The organism is Pseudomonas sp. Fl5BN2 (assembly GCF_009908205.1).
In the GTDB taxonomy this organism is placed as follows: domain Bacteria; phylum Pseudomonadota; class Gammaproteobacteria; order Pseudomonadales; family Pseudomonadaceae; genus Aquipseudomonas.
In genome coordinates this window covers 1-15,144 of record NZ_JAAARL010000024.1, presented here as the reverse complement: position 1 = coordinate 15,144, position 15,144 = coordinate 1, and the positions used below count along the sequence as shown (strand labels likewise).

At 62.4% G+C, this 15,144-nt stretch carries 21 protein-coding genes; 11 read left to right on the top strand and 10 right to left on the bottom strand.

What is annotated here, in order from left to right; translation table 11 throughout:
- Positions 1 to 3: 3 nt before the first annotated feature.
- On the bottom strand, positions 4 to 1,338 hold the full coding sequence (locus GV819_RS26930; RefSeq protein ID WP_161759083.1) for a PLP-dependent aminotransferase family protein: 1,335 nt from the start codon (positions 1,336 to 1,338) through the stop codon (positions 4 to 6).
- A 121-nt stretch (positions 1,339 to 1,459) separates the two neighbouring features.
- On the opposite strand from GV819_RS26930, the gene GV819_RS26925 reads away from it, so the two are divergent.
- Positions 1,460 to 2,356, top strand: a complete 897-nt coding sequence (locus tag GV819_RS26925) for a DMT family transporter (protein ID WP_161759082.1) — start codon at positions 1,460 to 1,462, stop codon at positions 2,354 to 2,356.
- A 295-nt stretch (positions 2,357 to 2,651) separates the two neighbouring features.
- On the opposite strand, the gene GV819_RS26920 is transcribed toward GV819_RS26925, so the two are convergent.
- The 3 genes from GV819_RS26920 to GV819_RS26910 all read right to left on the bottom strand — a co-directional run bounded on the left by GV819_RS26920 (position 2,652) and on the right by GV819_RS26910 (position 3,771).
- The gene (locus GV819_RS26920; protein WP_161759081.1) at positions 2,652 to 2,819 is read right to left on the bottom strand and encodes a hypothetical protein; all 168 of its coding nucleotides are present in this window, start codon (positions 2,817 to 2,819) and stop codon (positions 2,652 to 2,654) included.
- A gap of 13 nt (positions 2,820 to 2,832) precedes the next feature.
- Complete coding sequence (locus GV819_RS26915; RefSeq protein WP_161759080.1) at positions 2,833 to 3,162, bottom strand: hypothetical protein; 330 nt, start codon at positions 3,160 to 3,162, stop codon at positions 2,833 to 2,835.
- 75 nt (positions 3,163 to 3,237) lie between these two features.
- Positions 3,238 to 3,771 carry a GNAT family N-acetyltransferase gene (locus GV819_RS26910; protein ID WP_161759079.1) on the bottom strand — a complete coding sequence of 178 codons (534 nt, stop codon included), beginning with the start codon at positions 3,769 to 3,771 and terminating at the stop codon, positions 3,238 to 3,240.
- A 246-nt stretch (positions 3,772 to 4,017) separates the two neighbouring features.
- On the opposite strand from GV819_RS26910, the gene yfcF reads away from it, so the two are divergent.
- Positions 4,018 to 4,650, top strand: a complete 633-nt coding sequence (gene yfcF, locus GV819_RS26905; protein WP_161759078.1) for a glutathione transferase — start codon at positions 4,018 to 4,020, stop codon at positions 4,648 to 4,650.
- A 5-nt stretch (positions 4,651 to 4,655) separates the two neighbouring features.
- Here the strand turns inward: yfcF and GV819_RS26900 are convergent, their stop codons facing one another.
- A complete protein-coding gene (locus GV819_RS26900) occupies positions 4,656 to 5,183 on the bottom strand; it encodes a DUF1993 domain-containing protein (RefSeq protein WP_161759077.1) in 528 nt (175 codons plus the stop codon).
- 196 nt (positions 5,184 to 5,379) lie between these two features.
- Here GV819_RS26900 and GV819_RS26895 point away from each other — a divergent pair, with 196 nt between their 5' ends.
- From GV819_RS26895 to GV819_RS26885, 3 genes are all read left to right on the top strand, one after another.
- Positions 5,380 to 5,817, top strand: a complete 438-nt coding sequence (locus GV819_RS26895) for a hypothetical protein (RefSeq protein WP_161759174.1) — start codon at positions 5,380 to 5,382, stop codon at positions 5,815 to 5,817.
- A gap of 64 nt (positions 5,818 to 5,881) precedes the next feature.
- Entirely contained in the window at positions 5,882 to 6,283 is a 402-nt protein-coding gene (locus tag GV819_RS26890; protein ID WP_161759173.1) for a GFA family protein, read from the top strand.
- A 75-nt stretch (positions 6,284 to 6,358) separates the two neighbouring features.
- Positions 6,359 to 6,697 carry a hypothetical protein gene (locus tag GV819_RS26885; protein ID WP_161759076.1) on the top strand — a complete coding sequence of 113 codons (339 nt, stop codon included), beginning with the start codon at positions 6,359 to 6,361 and terminating at the stop codon, positions 6,695 to 6,697.
- Positions 6,698 to 6,770: 73 nt separating this feature from the next.
- Here the strand turns inward: GV819_RS26885 and GV819_RS26880 are convergent, their stop codons facing one another.
- The gene (locus tag GV819_RS26880) at positions 6,771 to 7,217 is read right to left on the bottom strand and encodes an NUDIX hydrolase (protein WP_256667608.1); all 447 of its coding nucleotides are present in this window, start codon (positions 7,215 to 7,217) and stop codon (positions 6,771 to 6,773) included.
- 292 nt (positions 7,218 to 7,509) lie between these two features.
- Positions 7,510 to 8,310, bottom strand: a complete 801-nt coding sequence (locus tag GV819_RS26875) for a hypothetical protein (protein WP_161759074.1) — start codon at positions 8,308 to 8,310, stop codon at positions 7,510 to 7,512.
- A gap of 122 nt (positions 8,311 to 8,432) precedes the next feature.
- Here GV819_RS26875 and GV819_RS26870 point away from each other — a divergent pair, with 122 nt between their 5' ends.
- The 3 genes from GV819_RS26870 to GV819_RS26860 are packed head-to-tail and all read left to right on the top strand — an operon-like array spanning position 8,433 to position 9,836.
- The gene (locus GV819_RS26870; protein WP_256667607.1) at positions 8,433 to 9,023 is read left to right on the top strand and encodes a hypothetical protein; all 591 of its coding nucleotides are present in this window, start codon (positions 8,433 to 8,435) and stop codon (positions 9,021 to 9,023) included.
- Positions 9,024 to 9,063: 40 nt separating this feature from the next.
- A complete protein-coding gene (locus tag GV819_RS26865; protein ID WP_161759072.1) occupies positions 9,064 to 9,384 on the top strand; it encodes a cyclic-phosphate processing receiver domain-containing protein in 321 nt (106 codons plus the stop codon).
- Positions 9,385 to 9,398: 14 nt separating this feature from the next.
- The gene (locus GV819_RS26860; protein WP_161759071.1) at positions 9,399 to 9,836 is read left to right on the top strand and encodes a hypothetical protein; all 438 of its coding nucleotides are present in this window, start codon (positions 9,399 to 9,401) and stop codon (positions 9,834 to 9,836) included.
- Between the two features lie 114 nt (positions 9,837 to 9,950).
- On the opposite strand, the gene GV819_RS26855 is transcribed toward GV819_RS26860, so the two are convergent.
- Both GV819_RS26855 and GV819_RS26850 read right to left on the bottom strand, forming a co-directional pair.
- Positions 9,951 to 10,502, bottom strand: coding sequence for a GNAT family N-acetyltransferase (locus GV819_RS26855; protein ID WP_161759070.1), 552 nt, complete (start codon positions 10,500 to 10,502; stop codon positions 9,951 to 9,953).
- 18 nt (positions 10,503 to 10,520) lie between these two features.
- Positions 10,521 to 11,360: an EcsC family protein gene (locus GV819_RS26850; RefSeq protein ID WP_161759069.1), complete on the bottom strand. Its 840-nt coding sequence runs from the start codon at positions 11,358 to 11,360 to the stop codon at positions 10,521 to 10,523.
- A gap of 272 nt (positions 11,361 to 11,632) precedes the next feature.
- Here GV819_RS26850 and GV819_RS26845 point away from each other — a divergent pair, with 272 nt between their 5' ends.
- Positions 11,633 to 11,836: a co-regulatory protein PtrA N-terminal domain-containing protein gene (locus tag GV819_RS26845; RefSeq protein ID WP_161759068.1), complete on the top strand. Its 204-nt coding sequence runs from the start codon at positions 11,633 to 11,635 to the stop codon at positions 11,834 to 11,836.
- 254 nt (positions 11,837 to 12,090) lie between these two features.
- On the opposite strand, the gene GV819_RS26840 is transcribed toward GV819_RS26845, so the two are convergent.
- A complete protein-coding gene (locus tag GV819_RS26840) occupies positions 12,091 to 12,798 on the bottom strand; it encodes a response regulator transcription factor (protein WP_161759067.1) in 708 nt (235 codons plus the stop codon).
- 145 nt (positions 12,799 to 12,943) lie between these two features.
- Between GV819_RS26840 and GV819_RS26835 the strand changes: the two genes are divergently transcribed.
- Both GV819_RS26835 and GV819_RS26830 read left to right on the top strand, forming a co-directional pair.
- Complete coding sequence (locus tag GV819_RS26835; protein ID WP_161759066.1) at positions 12,944 to 13,636, top strand: response regulator transcription factor; 693 nt, start codon at positions 12,944 to 12,946, stop codon at positions 13,634 to 13,636.
- Positions 13,614 to 14,981, top strand: a complete 1,368-nt coding sequence (locus tag GV819_RS26830; protein WP_178125000.1) for a sensor histidine kinase — start codon at positions 13,614 to 13,616, stop codon at positions 14,979 to 14,981. The genes GV819_RS26835 and GV819_RS26830 overlap by 23 nt, the downstream gene beginning before the upstream one ends.
- The last annotated feature ends 163 nt before the right edge of the window (positions 14,982 to 15,144 follow it).

Here is a 15,144-nt window from a genome sequence, read left to right as displayed (position 1 = left end):
GCGTCAATAGGCGTAGCGGGCGATCACTTGCCGGACCTTGATCAAGGCCTCGCGCAAACCGTCCATGTCCACCGAGCCCAGCGCCAGGCGGATGGCGTGGGGCACCGGAGCGGCGCTGACAAAAGGCTCGGCGGTGGACACCGCGACGTTCTCGCGCAGCAGCGCCATGGCCACCTGATCGGCGCGCACTTCCTCGGGCAACGGCAGCCAGAGGAAGTACGAGCTGGGGTGGCTGATCTGCTCCAATCCCCCCAGTAACTCCCGGGCCAGTGCCTGGCGCTGGCTGGCGTCCTCGCGTTTCTGTTGTTCCAGGCGGGCCACGGTGCCGTCCTCGATCCAGGCGCAGGCCATGGCCGTCATCACCCCGGGAGTGTTCCAGGTGGTGCTGCGGATCGAGCGTTCGAGCAGCGGCACCCAGGCCAGCGGTGCGACCACATAACCGACCCGCAGGCCGGTGGCCACGCTCTTGGAGAAGCCGGACACATAGACCGTGGCCTCCGGCGCCAATGCCGCCAGGGGCACCGGCGGATCCTCTGCGAGAAATGCGTAGGCCCCATCCTCGATGATCAGCAGCCGATGCGCCCGGGCGATCGCCACCAGCCGCTCACGCCAGGCCAGGTCCAGCACCCAGCCCATGGGGTTGTGCAGGGTCGGCATGGCGTACACCGCCCTCACCCGCCGATGCCGGCACAGACGCTCGAAGGCATCCAGATCCGGGCCCTGGTGGGTCAGCGGAATGGCCAGCAGCTCCACGCCATGAGCGTCGGCCACTACTTTGAATCCGGGGTAGGTCAAGGCATCGGTGGCCACCACGTCACCGGGCTTGAGCAGCGCCATCACCGTGGTCGCCAGCCCGTGCTGGGCGCCGCTGACCATCAGCACTTGCGCGCCTTCCACCGTCAGCCCGCGACAGGCCAGATGCCGGGCCACCAAGGCCCGTTCATGGGGGCGGCCGGCGTGCGGCTGGTAGCGCAGCAAGGCTTCCAGGTCCCCGGAAGACGCCAGTTGGCGCAGTGCACCACGCAATAATTGCGCCTGCCCGGGCAAGGCCGGGTAGTTGAAGTTCAGGTCCAGGGTGCCGGCCGCCGTGACTTGCTGGTCCACCCCCTGTCCGGGCGGCAAGGCAGTCTCCCGGACAAAGGTGCCACGCCCGGCTTCGCCGCTGACCAGGCCCATGGCTTCCAACTCGGCATACACCCGCGAAGCCGTCACCAGCGCCAGGCCTTGGTTGGCCGCCAGCTCGCGATGCGTCGGCAGACGGGTGCCGGGGGCCAGGACACCGGCACGGATGTCGGCGGCAAACGTGTCGACCAACTGTTTGTAGCGGGCACGGGCCATAGGCGCTGCATCCATGACAATTTTTTGATTGTGCTGATTTTCAATCCTAGGATGCGCTCAACGCAAGGTCCGTCGCATTGGCCACGGACCTGCCCCGCCAACAGCAGTGAGCACCCCCTGAATGGAACAGACATCGAACCTGCAGTCCCCTGTGCTGGAAAACACCACCCGCGGCTGGCTCAACGGCTTTATCGGGGTGCTGATCTTCAGCGGCTCGCTACCGGCGACCCGGGTCGCGGTGCTGGAATTCGATCCACTGTTCCTCACCATGGCCCGGGCAACCAGTGCCGGGGTCCTGGCCCTGTGCATTCTGCTGCTGTTCAAGGAGCGGCGTCCGAGCAAGCAGCAGTTGCTGCCTCTAGCCATCGTCGCCCTCGGCGTGGTCCTGGGCTTTCCGCTGCTGACCGCCCTGGCCCTGCAGTACGTGACCTCGGCCCACTCCATCGTATTTGTCGGCCTGCTGCCCCTGGCCACGGCAGCGTTCGGCGTGTTGCGCGGCGGTGAGCGTCCACGCCCGGTGTTCTGGCTGTTCTCGATACTGGGCAGCCTGCTGGTGGTGGGTTATGCGCTGTCCCAAGGCCTCACGGCGTCGCCCAAGGGCGACCTGCTGATGCTCCTGGCCATACTGGCCTGCGGCCTGGGTTATGCCGAAGGCGCCAAGCTGTCGCGGACCCTGGGTGGCTGGCAAGTGATCTCCTGGGCCCTGGTATTGTCATTGCCGATCATCGCCGCACTGGCCCTGCTCAGTGCCCCGCCCACCTTCAGCGGCATCAGCCTGCCGGCCTGGATCAGCCTCGGCTACGTCTCGCTGTTCAGCATGCTGATCGGCTTTGTCTTCTGGTATCGCGGGCTGGCCCAGGGCGGGATTGCTGCGGTCGGGCAATTGCAACTGCTGCAGCCATTTTTCGGCCTGGCCCTGGCGGCGGGCCTGCTGCATGAACAGGTCAGCCTGGGCCTGCTCGGGGTCACTGTGGCAGTGATCCTGTGCGTGGCCGGGGCGCGAAAGTTTGCCAAGTGAAGGTCAAGGCAGTGGCAGCGGTCATCAGGCCTGCCACTGAATACGGTGGGGAGGTGCAGCAAGAACCGTGAACGGTCCCGGGAACTAGGTTGGAGAGATAGTAGCAAGCGCACCGATTGCGACGGTCAAGGCTAAAAATCCAAACAAGAAAAACGCCATCTTAGTCATCAGGCCTCCTGAACATTAGGTTTGCGGTGCAGCGGACCAGGTCTCCAGCCGGGAGACCAAGTGGGCGCGCCATTTTCGAACCTTGGCTGTTCTGATTACAGAGGCAGATAAGCAAGAAAAATACGGATCAGATGAAAAACCGGCGAGTGGTTCTCCCCTCTTCAGCGTAGTACTGGACCCCGATCCGGATGCTCTGCGCCCCTTGCGCCCGGCGCAGGGTGCTGAATGTCAGCCCGGGAATAACAGATAGGCCGAAAGATCCGGCCTGGCGCATGAAGTCCGCGTGAGAAGGCATGGGTTCTCCTGGATTACCGACGGGCCAACTTGTACCGAACGCAATCCTCGTAGAAGCTTTTGCGCAACACCTCGGGCTTGATCCGCGAGCCACTGTCGTAGGTCTGCTCAGTGATCCCCAAGGCCATCATGCGCATCCAGCCCTTGTTGAACTTGTAGGCCTGAATCTTCTGCCGCGCCGCATACAGCGACACCCCGGACAACTTCAGCTCCTGGGCCCGGGCAGCAGTCCCCGCCCCCCAACTGCAGACATAGCGGTCATTGGCCAGCAGCTCCCTGGCCTGGGCCGCTCCCACCCCACCCAGCAGGGCAAACGAAGTCAGCGTAATCAACACATGGCGCATTTATCGGTCACCTAACCACCTGAAAATAAAGTGATTTTGCCGATGATTCCGCCGGTGCGGGGCCAGCAAATTGCCTTATTGATCAAGGCAAAGTGCCTGCCACTGCTGGCCAGTCATCCGGTACAGGCGCACCGGCCGCTGATGAAACTGCATCACCTGGTACTCGCAGAACCCGGCTTTCTCCGCCACCCGCAGGGAAGCGCCATGGGCCGGTTCGATAATCACCACGACCGAGGCCAGTTGCCGCTGGCCGAACACCAAGCCCAGTACCCCTCGAACCGCTTGCGACGCCAGCCCCTGGTTCCAGAAACGCCTGGCCAGGCGATAGCCCAGGTTGGCCTCTTGCACCCCATCCACCTGCTCCGGCCCAACCCCACAGAATCCCACCAGCTCGCCACTGACCTTCTCCACCAGGGCCCAAGGGCCCATTCCATGCTCGGCGTAGCACGCCAGGCACCAGTCGATGAACTGGAGAGTGGCCTGTTCGTCACAGACTCCGCGCAAGGAGTGCTTCATCACTTGGGGGTCACTGAGGATTGCGCTCAATGCAGGCAGATCATCACGGCTCAGGGGACGACCGATGAGACGCGGCGTTTCGAATAATTGCACCTCTGGGGCTCCTTCCCTGGCTGGCTCCCCAGGATACTGCCACAAACAGCGCCTCCAGGGCCGTGGCCAGACACCCCAGGCAACGGCTGCGAAACCGCCGACCTTGAGGCCTGACAACCCGTACCGCAGGCAGGCCGCCTGCGGCTCGGGCCTGTATTCCAAGCAGGAATACAGGCATGAAAATCATGCATTTTATTTATCCCGCAGGATCTCTTAGCGTGTCCTTCCCCTACTGGAGATGATGCCGTGACCGCTTCCTGCCCGCGCCTGTATGTCGACGCTCAATTCACCAGCCCCTACGCCCTGTCGGTCTTCGTGGTACTGAGGGAAAAGGCCATCGACTTTAAACTGCTGCCCCTGGACCTTGAAGCGTGCGAGAACCAGGCGCCCGAGTACACCCGGCTGTCCCAGACCCAGCGCGTGCCGACCCTGGTGCTCGACGGTTTCGCCTTGTCCGAATCCTCGGCCATCAGTGAATACCTGGAAGACTTGTTCCCCGACATCCCGGTCTACCCGCGCACCCCACAACAACGGGCCAAGGCGCGCCAGGTCCAGGCCTGGTTGCGCAGCGACCTGCTGCCGATCCGCCAGGAACGCTCGACCCTGGTGGTGTTCTATGGCTGCCAGGGCCAGCCGCTGTCGCCGCAGGCCGAATCAGCGGCGCGCAAACTGATCGCGGCCGCCCAGGAGCTATTGGCGGATGGCCGCGAATACCTGTTCGGCCAGTGGTCGATCGCCGATGTCGACCTGGCGCTGATGCTCAACCGCCTGATCCTCAATGGCGATCCGCTGCCACCGGCCCTGGTGGAATATGCCGCGCGCCAATGGCAGCGACCGGCAGTCCAGGAGTGGCTGCAGTTGCCGCGACCGGCGCTGTAGTCAAATCAACCCTGCGGCTGGCGCAGGTAGGCAAACATATGCTGCGCGTACTCGGCCTTGCCCAGGGGCACGCCGTTATGCCGCAGGATGTTGTAGGCCGTCACCAGATGGAAATAGAACTGCGGCGTGGCCCAGTTCAGCGCGTACTCCTCACCGCTCATATCGAAGGTGATGGCATTCGGCAACGCGATGGCCACGGCCCGCTGCCCGCTGCTCTCGATCACCTGGCGATCCGCAGCAGCAAGAAACGCCAGGGTGTGTTCGATCAGCGCCTTGGCCTCGGCCATGCTGGCCGGTGCTTGCAGTGCTGTCACCGGTAGCCCGCTCAGACGCTGGACCGCTTCCCGGGCCTGGGTACAGGTGAAACGCACCTGTGCCGCCAGGTCATACATGTCCGGTGCCAACCGTGCATCCAACAGGTTCTGCGGATCAAAACCCAGCTCCCGGGCCCGCTCCTCGCCTTTGCACAGCAGGGTGTTCAAGGCACGCAACATCTGAGCAAAGCAGGGTACGGTCATCGCGTAGATCGACATGGCTGTTCCTCGTGGGGTCATTGCCTGAGAGAGCCCTGAGGCGCTATTGCTCAGTGTATCCGCGTCAAGACCGACTGAATCCTAGCAGCTGAACACCCAGGTCCAGCCCCAGTGAGCCTGCAGAAAAGTACCCTTGCCCCCCATCCGGCTGGTATGGTGCGGCCCTGTGAAAATACACCGCCTGACCCTGAGGAAAATGACCTTGAGTAGTGACGCAAAAATGACCGGGGACCTGTTCGAGGTCGACAAACGCCTGGCACTCAAGCCCATCGTCGACTTCAACAGCTACCTGCGCGCGGCCTTCGCCGACGGCCCCTGCGCCTGTGGCCGTTGCGTCGCCAGCCAGGGTGACGAGAGCGGCTACCAATACCAGCACACCTTCAACTTCGCCGGCCGGGTGGTCAACCGCCGCTTCGCCTCCACCGCCGGCAGCGATGTCCTGCTGGCGCTGAAGAAAGCCTGGCTGTCCTTCACCAAGGCCGAGTTGCAAGCGAGCGGCAACCTGGAGCTGGAAACGGTCAAGGATTTTGTCGAACCCGAGTTGCACAAACTGCTGGTGCCACTGTTCGTCGCCAGCGGCCTGACCAAGGAAGTGGATGGCCAGTTGCAGATTCAGGTGCAAGCGGCGGCGTAACTGACCCATCGCGCTTCGGTGATTGCCCCGCCATGCGGGCCCTGTGAATTCGCAAACCATGACCATGCACAACCAACATCAAGGCAGTTGCCTGTGCGGCGCGGTGACTTACCGGGTGTCCGGCGAGCTGAAAGCCGTCACCCATTGCCACTGCCGCAAGTGCCAGAAGAGCCATGGCGCAGCCTTCGCCAGCTACGCCAGCGCGCCCCGCGCAACCGTCAGCATCAGCGACGATAGCGCGGCGCTCAAGGACTATGAATCCTCCCCGGGGGTGCTGCGCCAGTTCTGCTGCCAGTGTGGTTCCTCGCTGTTCTGGTGGGATGCACAGGGGGAGTTTTCCACCTGGATGTCCATCGCTATCGCGACCCTGGACACACCGTTTGCAGCCCCCAGGCAGAAACACCACTGCGTGGCGATGAAGGCCAGCTGGCATGAGATCAGCGATCACTATCCACAGCTAGAATGATCGCCACAGGCAAACCCGACGGCGGCGCCAGGCTTGCCAGCCGCCCGGCCCCAATCGCAATGGATGCTCCTGAAGATGACTCAACCCTTCAGCTACGTATGGCTGCTGCCACTGCTGGAAAGGCCCCATGAGTCAGTGACAGCCGACCTCGACAACGCCATCGCTGCACTGAATATTGCCCCGCCACTGCCCGAGCCCATCGCCTTGCGCGAGGTACTGCTGACCGCCCTGGGGTCCGACTCCGAATACTGGTCGCGATGTGCCGCCCAATGGTTGGAACAAGGCTTTCCACTGGATGCCGACCTGTGCGAGAGCGTGCTGCTCTACGCCTCGCGTAAAATGTTCAGCCAACCCATCCGCCACACACTGGTCAGGCTCGTCAAACGCTGGCAACGGCTGAACGGTCTGGTGTAATACCCCTCCTCTTGCACCTGATCCTCCCCCCCACAAGCCGCCTTGCCCGCCACCCACCACGGCGCTGCCTCAGTCAGTCGAGCAAGCCTGCTTGCTTGAGCATCTCGCCCAGTCCTGCAGGCACCAAAGGCGTTTGCGCAGTGAAGCGGCTGCTGTCATGCCAACAGGCGATGAAGCGGGCGCCGTCGCTTTCCTGGGCATCCAGATGAGTGCGCTGATAGACACTCGGGTCTTCGAAGCGGGCGTCGTAGACCTGGACGATTTCATGACCGGGTTTACCGTCGTACACAAACAGGCTTTCCAAGGTACCGATCAAGCTCAGGTGGTTGATGGACAACCCCAACTCCTCCTGCACTTCCCGGACAATCGCCTGGGCACTGTGCTCCCCAAAGTCGATGCCTCCGCCAAGCGGACGGAACAGCATCTGTTGCTGATCCGGATCGTGGAATTGATTGACCAGGATCTTGCCGTTGTGGTGAAAGACGCAGAGCGCCAGGGCGCGGATACGTGATTCAGTCATGGGATGAAGTCCGTTTGCTCGATTGAGGCGCGGCATTAGAGCATGGTGCGAAGCCCATCAGCCAACGTAGAAATACTTCACCGCCAACGCCGGCACCGCCTCCATCGCCGTCCCGAGTTGCGGGGCCAGTTCGCCGCTGCTCAGCACTGGCCTCTTGCAGTGCAGAAAAGCGCGTCAGGGGTTGGCGCAGCAGCAGGCCATCGGCCCATTCCAGGCACAGCGTTGTCGCTAATAGGGTTGTCGCGCATCAGGCAAGTCCTTCCTGGCAATGTCTTGAACAAAGGTTCGCCATCTATGGCTTGACCGTCGGTGACGCCCTCCGTCGAGTCGGGGCCAGTTGTCTGAGGCCCGTGAGCAGTATCCCGGCCACCAGGCCTGGCAGCACGAAAGCCATGACGCCATGAGTCAGCAGTGGCACCCAGAAACCCAGGCCCGCTGACAGCCCCTGCGGATTGAGCGGCGCGCCCGGAGCCCCCGAGAACAGCCAGAGCACCAGGCCACTGAACGCGCCACCGATGACATAACGCCAGCGACTGGCAAGCAGAAACTCCACCAGCCATAGCAGCGGCCAGGACACCAGCATGCTGACCCAGCCCCCCACCGTCGCGCCGAACAAAAAGGCCGCCAGGGTTTCCGAGCCCTTGGGAAGAATCCAGGCAACGATGCTGCCCAGGGTCAAGCCACCGGCCAAAGGCACCGCCACCACCCGCCACCAGCCCTGGCGCGCAGCCCCATGGCGGGGCAGCGGAAGCCTCTCTACGGCATGGAGCATCAGGCTGGACAGCGCTCCCAAGGTCAGCCCTGCGGTCACCGACAACAGCAACAACTGGGTCGAGGACATGCGCAGCAACAGGCAGGCGACCAGGGCCTGGATCAGGCCGCTCAGAACATGCCGGCCCCTGAACCCCGGGCAACGCCGATCGCCCCACAACAACAAAGGAATGCCCAGCACCAGGGCGAACACCGTACCGAACAGAAAGCCCGAGAACAGCTGCGTGGCGTTCCAGCCATTGATCAGCCCCTTGGCCACCCCATAGACCAGGCCACCACACAACAGCACGGCGCATAAACGGAGTTCCGGGTTGGGTCTCATCGCGTCCCTCATGGATGGGTATCGTGCAGGGCGTTCAAGAGTAACGGTTTGCCTGCCGATAACAGGCTCCATATCGCGCCGAACATTCGGCCATGACAACGGCTGCAAAAGGTCAGGAATCGATGCTCTCCGAACAACAAGCGTGCGCCATCGTGCTGGCGCGGCACGCCGGCATTCTACGGGACGGGATCGAGGAGCGCTTCGTTATCCAGTCCTGTGAATTGTCGGCGAACGGCGACTATTGGGTGGTGCGTTGCAACACCGAAGACTGCGTGGTGCATGGCATCACCACGCTATGTTATGTCGGGGTCAACGCCCATCTGGTGAACCTCGGGACCGGCGAAGTCGAGACGGTCCCCAGCCCTGTCAGTATCGAAGACCATCTGCAGGACTGCTACGATCGGAACACCGCAGCAGGCAGGCCCTATGTGCTGGCGCCAACCTTCGGCCGTGACAACCAGCCGGCCATGATCAACCTGCGCCAAAAACTGGCATGCTCCTATCCCGAGGTCATTGCCCTGCTGTCCGAGGAGCAACGCCATTGGCTCACCGGCACCCGCAGACAGTTGCAGGAAGCCCAGCAACTGCTCGCCAGCCAGGGCATTGCAACCGCCATCGAGCTGACACCGCAAGCACCGGGAGCCGTGGCCATCGGCGTCGAAGTCTGGCATGTGGATGCGGCCATCAAGGCGTTGCGCAATAGACTGCAATGACTGCACTGTCGCGACTCAATCAGGAAACGTTGCCACGACCATGAAAATCTACCTCGACGATGAACGCCAAACCCCTCAAGGCTGGGTGCGCACCTATTGGCCGGACGAAGTCATCGAGCTGCTGCAAGCCGGCGGCGTCGAAGAGGTCAGCCTCGACCATGACCTGGGAGATGATCAACGCGGTACGGGCTACGACGTGATCCTGTGGATCGAAGAAGCCGTGGCCCTGCACGATTTCTGCCCGCCAGTGATTCACGTGCATTCGGCCAATGCCTCCGCTGTGGAAAAGATGCGTGCGGGTGTGCGATCGATACGCCAGCTCGCACAAAAGCACAGACAAGACCACGAACTGAAGCGTTAGAGGCGCCGGAATCAATGAGCGGCATCCTGTATGGATTCATCCATTGCTTCAAGGCCACCCAAGACGCCGAAGCCCACAATCAAGCGGTGTTGCAAAGCTTGCCGCTGACCGGCGCACTGATCATCAGGCCGCTTTTCAGTGTGTTGCCCAATAGCCGAGGACATTGCTACTACGGTCACCTGATGCACTTTTCCAGTTTCATGAAAGACAGTTACGGCTTCGATGAATGTTGGCTGGAACAGTACGAGGCGTTGCTCGAGCGTTTGTTCTGGGACAGCTCCGAGGTGCTGCATACCTATTGCGGTGAACGTCGGACCTGGGGTTCGAAAGGCACCACAGAGCTCTCGCGGCCAACAGCAATGAACATCTGCACGAGGAGCCGGTACCCCTCGTACCATGATCTGCAACCGATTGTGGACGTGGATGCCGCGATCATCCCGCGCAAAACCTGAATCGCGAATCAACTCAAGAGCTGCGCCGTTTCGCCACGTTTTCAGCTCCGGTGCCCTGGACACGGTGCATGCCAGAAGCACAGCTGTTTGGCCCAGTGAGCAAGCCCCCAGACATCACCGAGCGACAACGTCCGCCCTCAGAAGCGAGCACTGAACCAAATCATGATGGGCCCCCAGCCAATACCCCGCCTCTCGTGCAAGCCCTTCCCGGACAAACCCTGCTCGCTCCAGCAATCTGAGGGACGCCAGATTCTGCGGATGCACCTGGGCCTCGATCCGGTTCAACGCCATCTGTTCGAAGCCCCAGCGGACAATGGCCTGCAGCGCCTCCGCCATCAGCCCCTGGCCTTGCGCCGAACGTGCCAGCTCGAAACCGATGGCGCAACTGCGCCACTGGCGGTTCCATTTGAACAGGCCGCAGGTGCCTAGCAGGCCCTGCCCGGCTTTGCTCTCGATGCCCCAGCGAACGCCGGGATTGGCCAGGGTCCGCCAACTGGCGAACAGTGCCAGCAGCTGTTCTGCCTGGGCATATTCGGTCAGTGGCTCGGTGCCGAACCACTGCATGGTTTCGGCGTCGCGGTGAATCGCGAACAGCACGGGCACGTCAGCCTGGCTCAGTTCTCTGAGGATCAGGCGCGGGGTGTCGATAACGGGAAAATCACTCATGTGGATGGTTGCGGGTCCCTAGCCCGTGAGCTTGTTGCTGATGATGCGCGCATATTCGCTCTTGATCTGTTCATAGCCGTACTGCTCTTCCAACCGCTTCACGGTGAAGTGCCCCCGGGCCATGTCCTGGTAAAAATCGGTGAACAGCGCATTGATCGCGGCGCCGGTAAAGGCCCCGATCACCGGCACCGCCTGGGCGGCGAACTTGCTGGAAATGGTCACGCCATAACGCGCCGCGACTTTCTCGATCAATACCGCCAGCCACTTGCCCGCCATCCCCGGCGACAATTTACTGGCCACTTTGCTGCCCTGCTTGGCGGCGATCGCCGCCAGCTCCTTGGACAGCTGCTGCATGGCCTGGGTGGTGAAGCTGCGGGTGATGTAGTAGCCGGTCTCGGTGGCATCATCGGCCTGGCTGTTGCCGCCCATGGCAAATACTTCGATGCACGCCTGCTTGGTGGCGAAGTCGTTCAAGTCGAAACCTTCACTGCGCGCCACATCCGCCACCGAGCGCATCATGATGGTGGTGGAAATCGGCAGCTCGACAAACAGCGCGGCAAATCCGAAGGCACCACCGACCGCGCCCGAGGTGGCGGCATAGACTTTGTGCAACAGCGTCGAGGCCTGCTTTTTCGGGTGGTTTTCCAGGCTCCACAGCGCCGCATCGGCAGACGTATGCAGCGCTGCCGCCACCGCGCCGTTGATCTTCTTCGCCACTGAACCGGGCAAAGCCCTCACCGCGCTTTCAATCGGCGAGCCGAGCAAGCCGGACAGGCGCGCCGTCAGGGAGGGCGACTCCAGCAGAGCAACGGCGCGCTTGAGGTCTTTATAGTCCTGCGGGTTGTCTCTGATACTCACGACCTTCTCCTGACAATGAACCGTACACCCAGTGCAAGGTAATGAGTTTGCACAGCACGCTCAAGATATCCGCAACCCGCTACATGCGCCTATGGCGATGATCCACCGGGGCTTGTCGAAACCAGCACCGGCCCGATCCCCAGCCAGCGCCGGCCTCTGGCACCTGTCAAAAAGTTCATTGGGCGGGGAACAAGGTGAAATGTCGCTCGCTCTAGGATTAGCCCAAGCCAGCAACTACTGCGATGGCTGAACCTGAAGACTGGAGACTGAGCATGAAAACCCTTAAAGCCCTTTTGATCCTGACCTTGATGAGCGCCTCTGTAGCGGCGATGGCAGAAGGCGGTGGCGACACAGTGATGGCGCGGATGGAAGCGGCCAGAGACGCGGCCATGACCACCCACCAACAGTCCGAACAGGTGACCGCGGTTGCCAGCAATCAGAAAGCGGCCGCCAGCGATGCCGCGCGCTCGAACTGAGCGCAGGCGCGACCTGACAGATCGATTGGCAGCCAGCCACCGGCTCCTGCGCTTTGAGCGTCATGAACACGGTCTGGAGCACTGCCGCAAGGACGCCCCCACAGAGCCGCTTGCTCGCAGTATTGCAGTAGGGGTTCACAACTTTGGAAAGGTTGCAGAGCTTGGGCCTGGGTTGCGGGGTGCACCGACAATCCAGGTGCCGCCAGGCCTGGAATCAATAACGCGGCGGTTGCCAGCGGGCCGGCGGCGCATCCCTAGTCACTGGCTGCGGCGTCTTCCGGCAGGCCCTGGTCATCAAGGCAATAACCTGCGCCCGGTATGGTCACGATCAGCGGCGCACCAAAGCCTTCTTCCAATTTGCGCCGCAAGCGATAGATGTGCTTGTCGATAACGTTGTCATTGGGGTCGAACTCGTAGTCCCAGGCACTTTCAAGCAACATCGAGCGCGTCACCACCTCGCCGCCATGGCGCATGAGTTTTTCCAGGATCAAGGCTTCACGGGGGGCCAGGGTAATAGTCCGCCCCTTGCGCGAGAGCGCGCGCGCGGCGCAATCCAGCGTGAGCTCGCCCACGCACAAGCTGCCCTGCGCGCCCGGTCGCGGATCACGGCTGCGCACCAGGGCATCCAGCCGCGCCAGCACCTCGATGAAGGCGTAGGGCTTGCCCAGGTAATCGTCGCAGCCGGCCTGCAGCCCCTCGACACGCTGCTGGGTCGAAGCCAGGGCGCTGAGCATCAGGATCGGCGTGGCCCGGTCCTGCCTGCGCAACTCGCGAACCAACGACAGGCCATCCATGCCGGACAGTGACCGGTCGACAATCAACACGTCATAGATACCCTCCAGCGCCATGGCCAGCCCATCGCGGCCATCCTCGGCGGTATCCACCACATGCCCGCTCTCACTCAAGCCCCTTAGCAGGTAAGAGGCGGTACGCACATCATCCTCAACGACCAAAATACGCACATTGACCTCACAGGCACTCAACTAAACTTTTTTTCATCTTGCCGCCAGCCCGGTGTACAAATTGACTCGGCACACTATGCCACCAACCAGGCGGCTTGACCTGCGCCAGCCACGCTTCTCCTATCCGGAACCCTGAACCACGCCTATGACTCACGTACTGGTTATCGAAGATGATCCTGTCACCTCCCGGGAGATCGAGGCAGCGCTGCACGACCATGGCTTCGATGTGACCCTGGTGGACAACGGCCGTGAGGGCTTGCTCAGCGCCATCAGCGAGACCTTCGACCTGATTGTCCTCGACCGGATGCTGCCCGGCGCCCTCGATGGCCTGGGTATGCTCACCGCCTTGCGCGCCGCCGGCAATACCACCCCGGTGCTGATTCTAAGTGCGCTGAGCGCCCTGGACGAGCGGGTGCGGGGCCTGCGCGCCGGCGGTGACGACTACCTGACCAAGCCGTTCGAGTTCATCGAGTTGACCGCTCGCCTGGATGCCTTGAATCGTCGACGGACACCCGCAACAACCCACCAGCGCGACAGCCGCCTGCGAATCGGCAACCTGGAAATCGACCTGCTGCGACGCTCCGTGCGCCGGGGCGAGCGGCAAGTGGAGCTGCTGCCCCGGGAATATGCGCTGCTGGAATACCTGGCGCAGCATGCCGGGCAAGTGGTCACCCGCACCATGCTGTTTGAAGCCGTGTGGAACTACAGCTATGACGAGCGCACCAACGTGATCGACGTCCATATCGGTCGCCTGCGGCACAAGATCGATGCCGAGAACGACAGCCCAATACTCCACACCATTCGGGGGTCGGGCTATGTCCTACGTGCGGCTGAGTGAGATCCCACGCACCATCAGCTTTCGAACGGCGCTGTTGTTCCTGGCGTTGTTTGGCTGCTCGTTCTTTGCCCTGTTCGGCTACATCTACTGGCAGACCACCGGCTACCTGCTGGCCGAAGTGGATACGGCGCTGCATCTCGAAGTCGACCGCCAGAACACTCAACCACCTGAACTGCGACGCCAGGAGATCCTCAAACATAACGAGCAGGACCCCCAAGGGCGACTCCCCTACAGCCTGTTCGATGCCGACGGCAAGCTCATCGTCGGCGCCATCGCGCAATTGCCGGCCTTGCGTCACTACGACCGGCCGGCAGAGTTCATGTGGGACAAGGCCAGCGGCCATGATCGGCCGATCCGCTTCCTCGCTCATCGGCTGGAAGACGGCAGCACCCTGCTGATCGGCCAGGACATTCATGATATTCGCGAGTTCGATGAACTGCTGGTCAACGCGCTGGTTTCCGGGGGGGCCTTGCTGTTGGTGGTCGGGCTACTGGGTGCCATCGTCCTGGGCATCTCCGCTCGCAGGCGCCTGGACATCCTGACCCGCTCGATCAAGAACATCGTCGAGGGCGATCTCAGCGAACGCCTGCCAACCCGAGGCAACCACGACGATATCGACCGCATCGCCGGTGTGGTGAACGGCATGCTGGATGCCCTGGAACGGTTGATGAGCGAAGTCAAAGGCGTCTGCGACGATATCGCTCATGACCTGCGAACCCCGTTGACTCGCTTGATCGCCGGGCTGGAGCGAGCGCAACGGCGCAACCTGACGGCGCCGGAGTATGACGCGGCGATTGCTAGCGCACTGGAGGATGCCAAGGGCTTGATGCAAACCTTCCGCGCGCTGCTGCGCATCTCGGAGATAGAAGGCAGCGCCCGGCGCAGTCACTTCACCCCCGTGGACCTCAACAAGATCTGCGCGGACGCCGTCGAGCTTTTCGAACCGCTGGCAGAAGAGCGCGGCATGACCCTGGCGTTCACCCCCAGCAACCGCGCCAGCCTCGTCATGGGCGACGCTCAATTGCTCTTCGATGCCACCTGCAACCTGCTCGATAACGCCATCAAGTTCTCACCCGATCAGAGCCAGGTCGAGGTCATGGTCCTGGCGGACGCGACTCACCGCACCATCAGTATCCGCGACCGGGGCCCCGGCATACCGGAGGCGGAACGTGAAGCGGTTTTCCGCCGACTCTATCGCTCCGAATCCAGCCGCCATACGCCCGGCAATGGCCTGGGGCTGAGCATGGTTTCCGCCGTGGCACGCCTGCATGACATGACCCTCCAGGTGCGCGATGCACAGCCCGGGTGCCGGCTGGACTTGATCGGCCACGCCTACAACGCCTGAAGCCGCGTATTCACCCAGGACATCGCCAGGCGCCATGCAGCACCGTGGAGCCTGGCTCACCCACGGGGTACTTGCACCGATATAACCGCCAGGCATCTGGCGGCCCGCGCGACCTGCGCCGACCTCCCTTGCAACTGACCACTGCCCTGCCCTACCCCAACCC

Bases quoted from the DNA above. Each gene is read 5' to 3' on its own strand.
- GV819_RS26930 (WP_161759083.1), bottom strand. From the start codon at position 1,338: ATGGCCCGTGCCCGCTACAAACAGTTGGTCGACACGTTTGCCGCCGAC.
- GV819_RS26925 (WP_161759082.1), top strand. From the start codon at position 1,460: ATGGAACAGACATCGAACCTGCAGTCCCCTGTGCTGGAAAACACCACC.
- GV819_RS26920 (WP_161759081.1), bottom strand. From the start codon at position 2,819: ATGCCTTCTCACGCGGACTTCATGCGCCAGGCCGGATCTTTCGGCCTA.
- GV819_RS26915 (WP_161759080.1), bottom strand. From the start codon at position 3,162: ATGCGCCATGTGTTGATTACGCTGACTTCGTTTGCCCTGCTGGGTGGG.
- GV819_RS26900 (WP_161759077.1), bottom strand. From the start codon at position 5,183: ATGTCGATCTACGCGATGACCGTACCCTGCTTTGCTCAGATGTTGCGT.
- GV819_RS26895 (WP_161759174.1), top strand. From the start codon at position 5,380: ATGACCTTGAGTAGTGACGCAAAAATGACCGGGGACCTGTTCGAGGTC.
- GV819_RS26890 (WP_161759173.1), top strand. From the start codon at position 5,882: ATGCACAACCAACATCAAGGCAGTTGCCTGTGCGGCGCGGTGACTTAC.
- GV819_RS26885 (WP_161759076.1), top strand. From the start codon at position 6,359: ATGACTCAACCCTTCAGCTACGTATGGCTGCTGCCACTGCTGGAAAGG.
- GV819_RS26880 (WP_256667608.1), bottom strand. From the start codon at position 7,217: ATGACTGAATCACGTATCCGCGCCCTGGCGCTCTGCGTCTTTCACCAC.
- GV819_RS26875 (WP_161759074.1), bottom strand. From the start codon at position 8,310: ATGAGACCCAACCCGGAACTCCGTTTATGCGCCGTGCTGTTGTGTGGT.
- GV819_RS26870 (WP_256667607.1), top strand. From the start codon at position 8,433: ATGCTCTCCGAACAACAAGCGTGCGCCATCGTGCTGGCGCGGCACGCC.
- GV819_RS26865 (WP_161759072.1), top strand. From the start codon at position 9,064: ATGAAAATCTACCTCGACGATGAACGCCAAACCCCTCAAGGCTGGGTG.
- GV819_RS26860 (WP_161759071.1), top strand. From the start codon at position 9,399: ATGAGCGGCATCCTGTATGGATTCATCCATTGCTTCAAGGCCACCCAA.
- GV819_RS26855 (WP_161759070.1), bottom strand. From the start codon at position 10,502: ATGAGTGATTTTCCCGTTATCGACACCCCGCGCCTGATCCTCAGAGAA.
- GV819_RS26845 (WP_161759068.1), top strand. From the start codon at position 11,633: ATGAAAACCCTTAAAGCCCTTTTGATCCTGACCTTGATGAGCGCCTCT.
- GV819_RS26835 (WP_161759066.1), top strand. From the start codon at position 12,944: ATGACTCACGTACTGGTTATCGAAGATGATCCTGTCACCTCCCGGGAG.
- GV819_RS26830 (WP_178125000.1), top strand. From the start codon at position 13,614: ATGTCCTACGTGCGGCTGAGTGAGATCCCACGCACCATCAGCTTTCGA.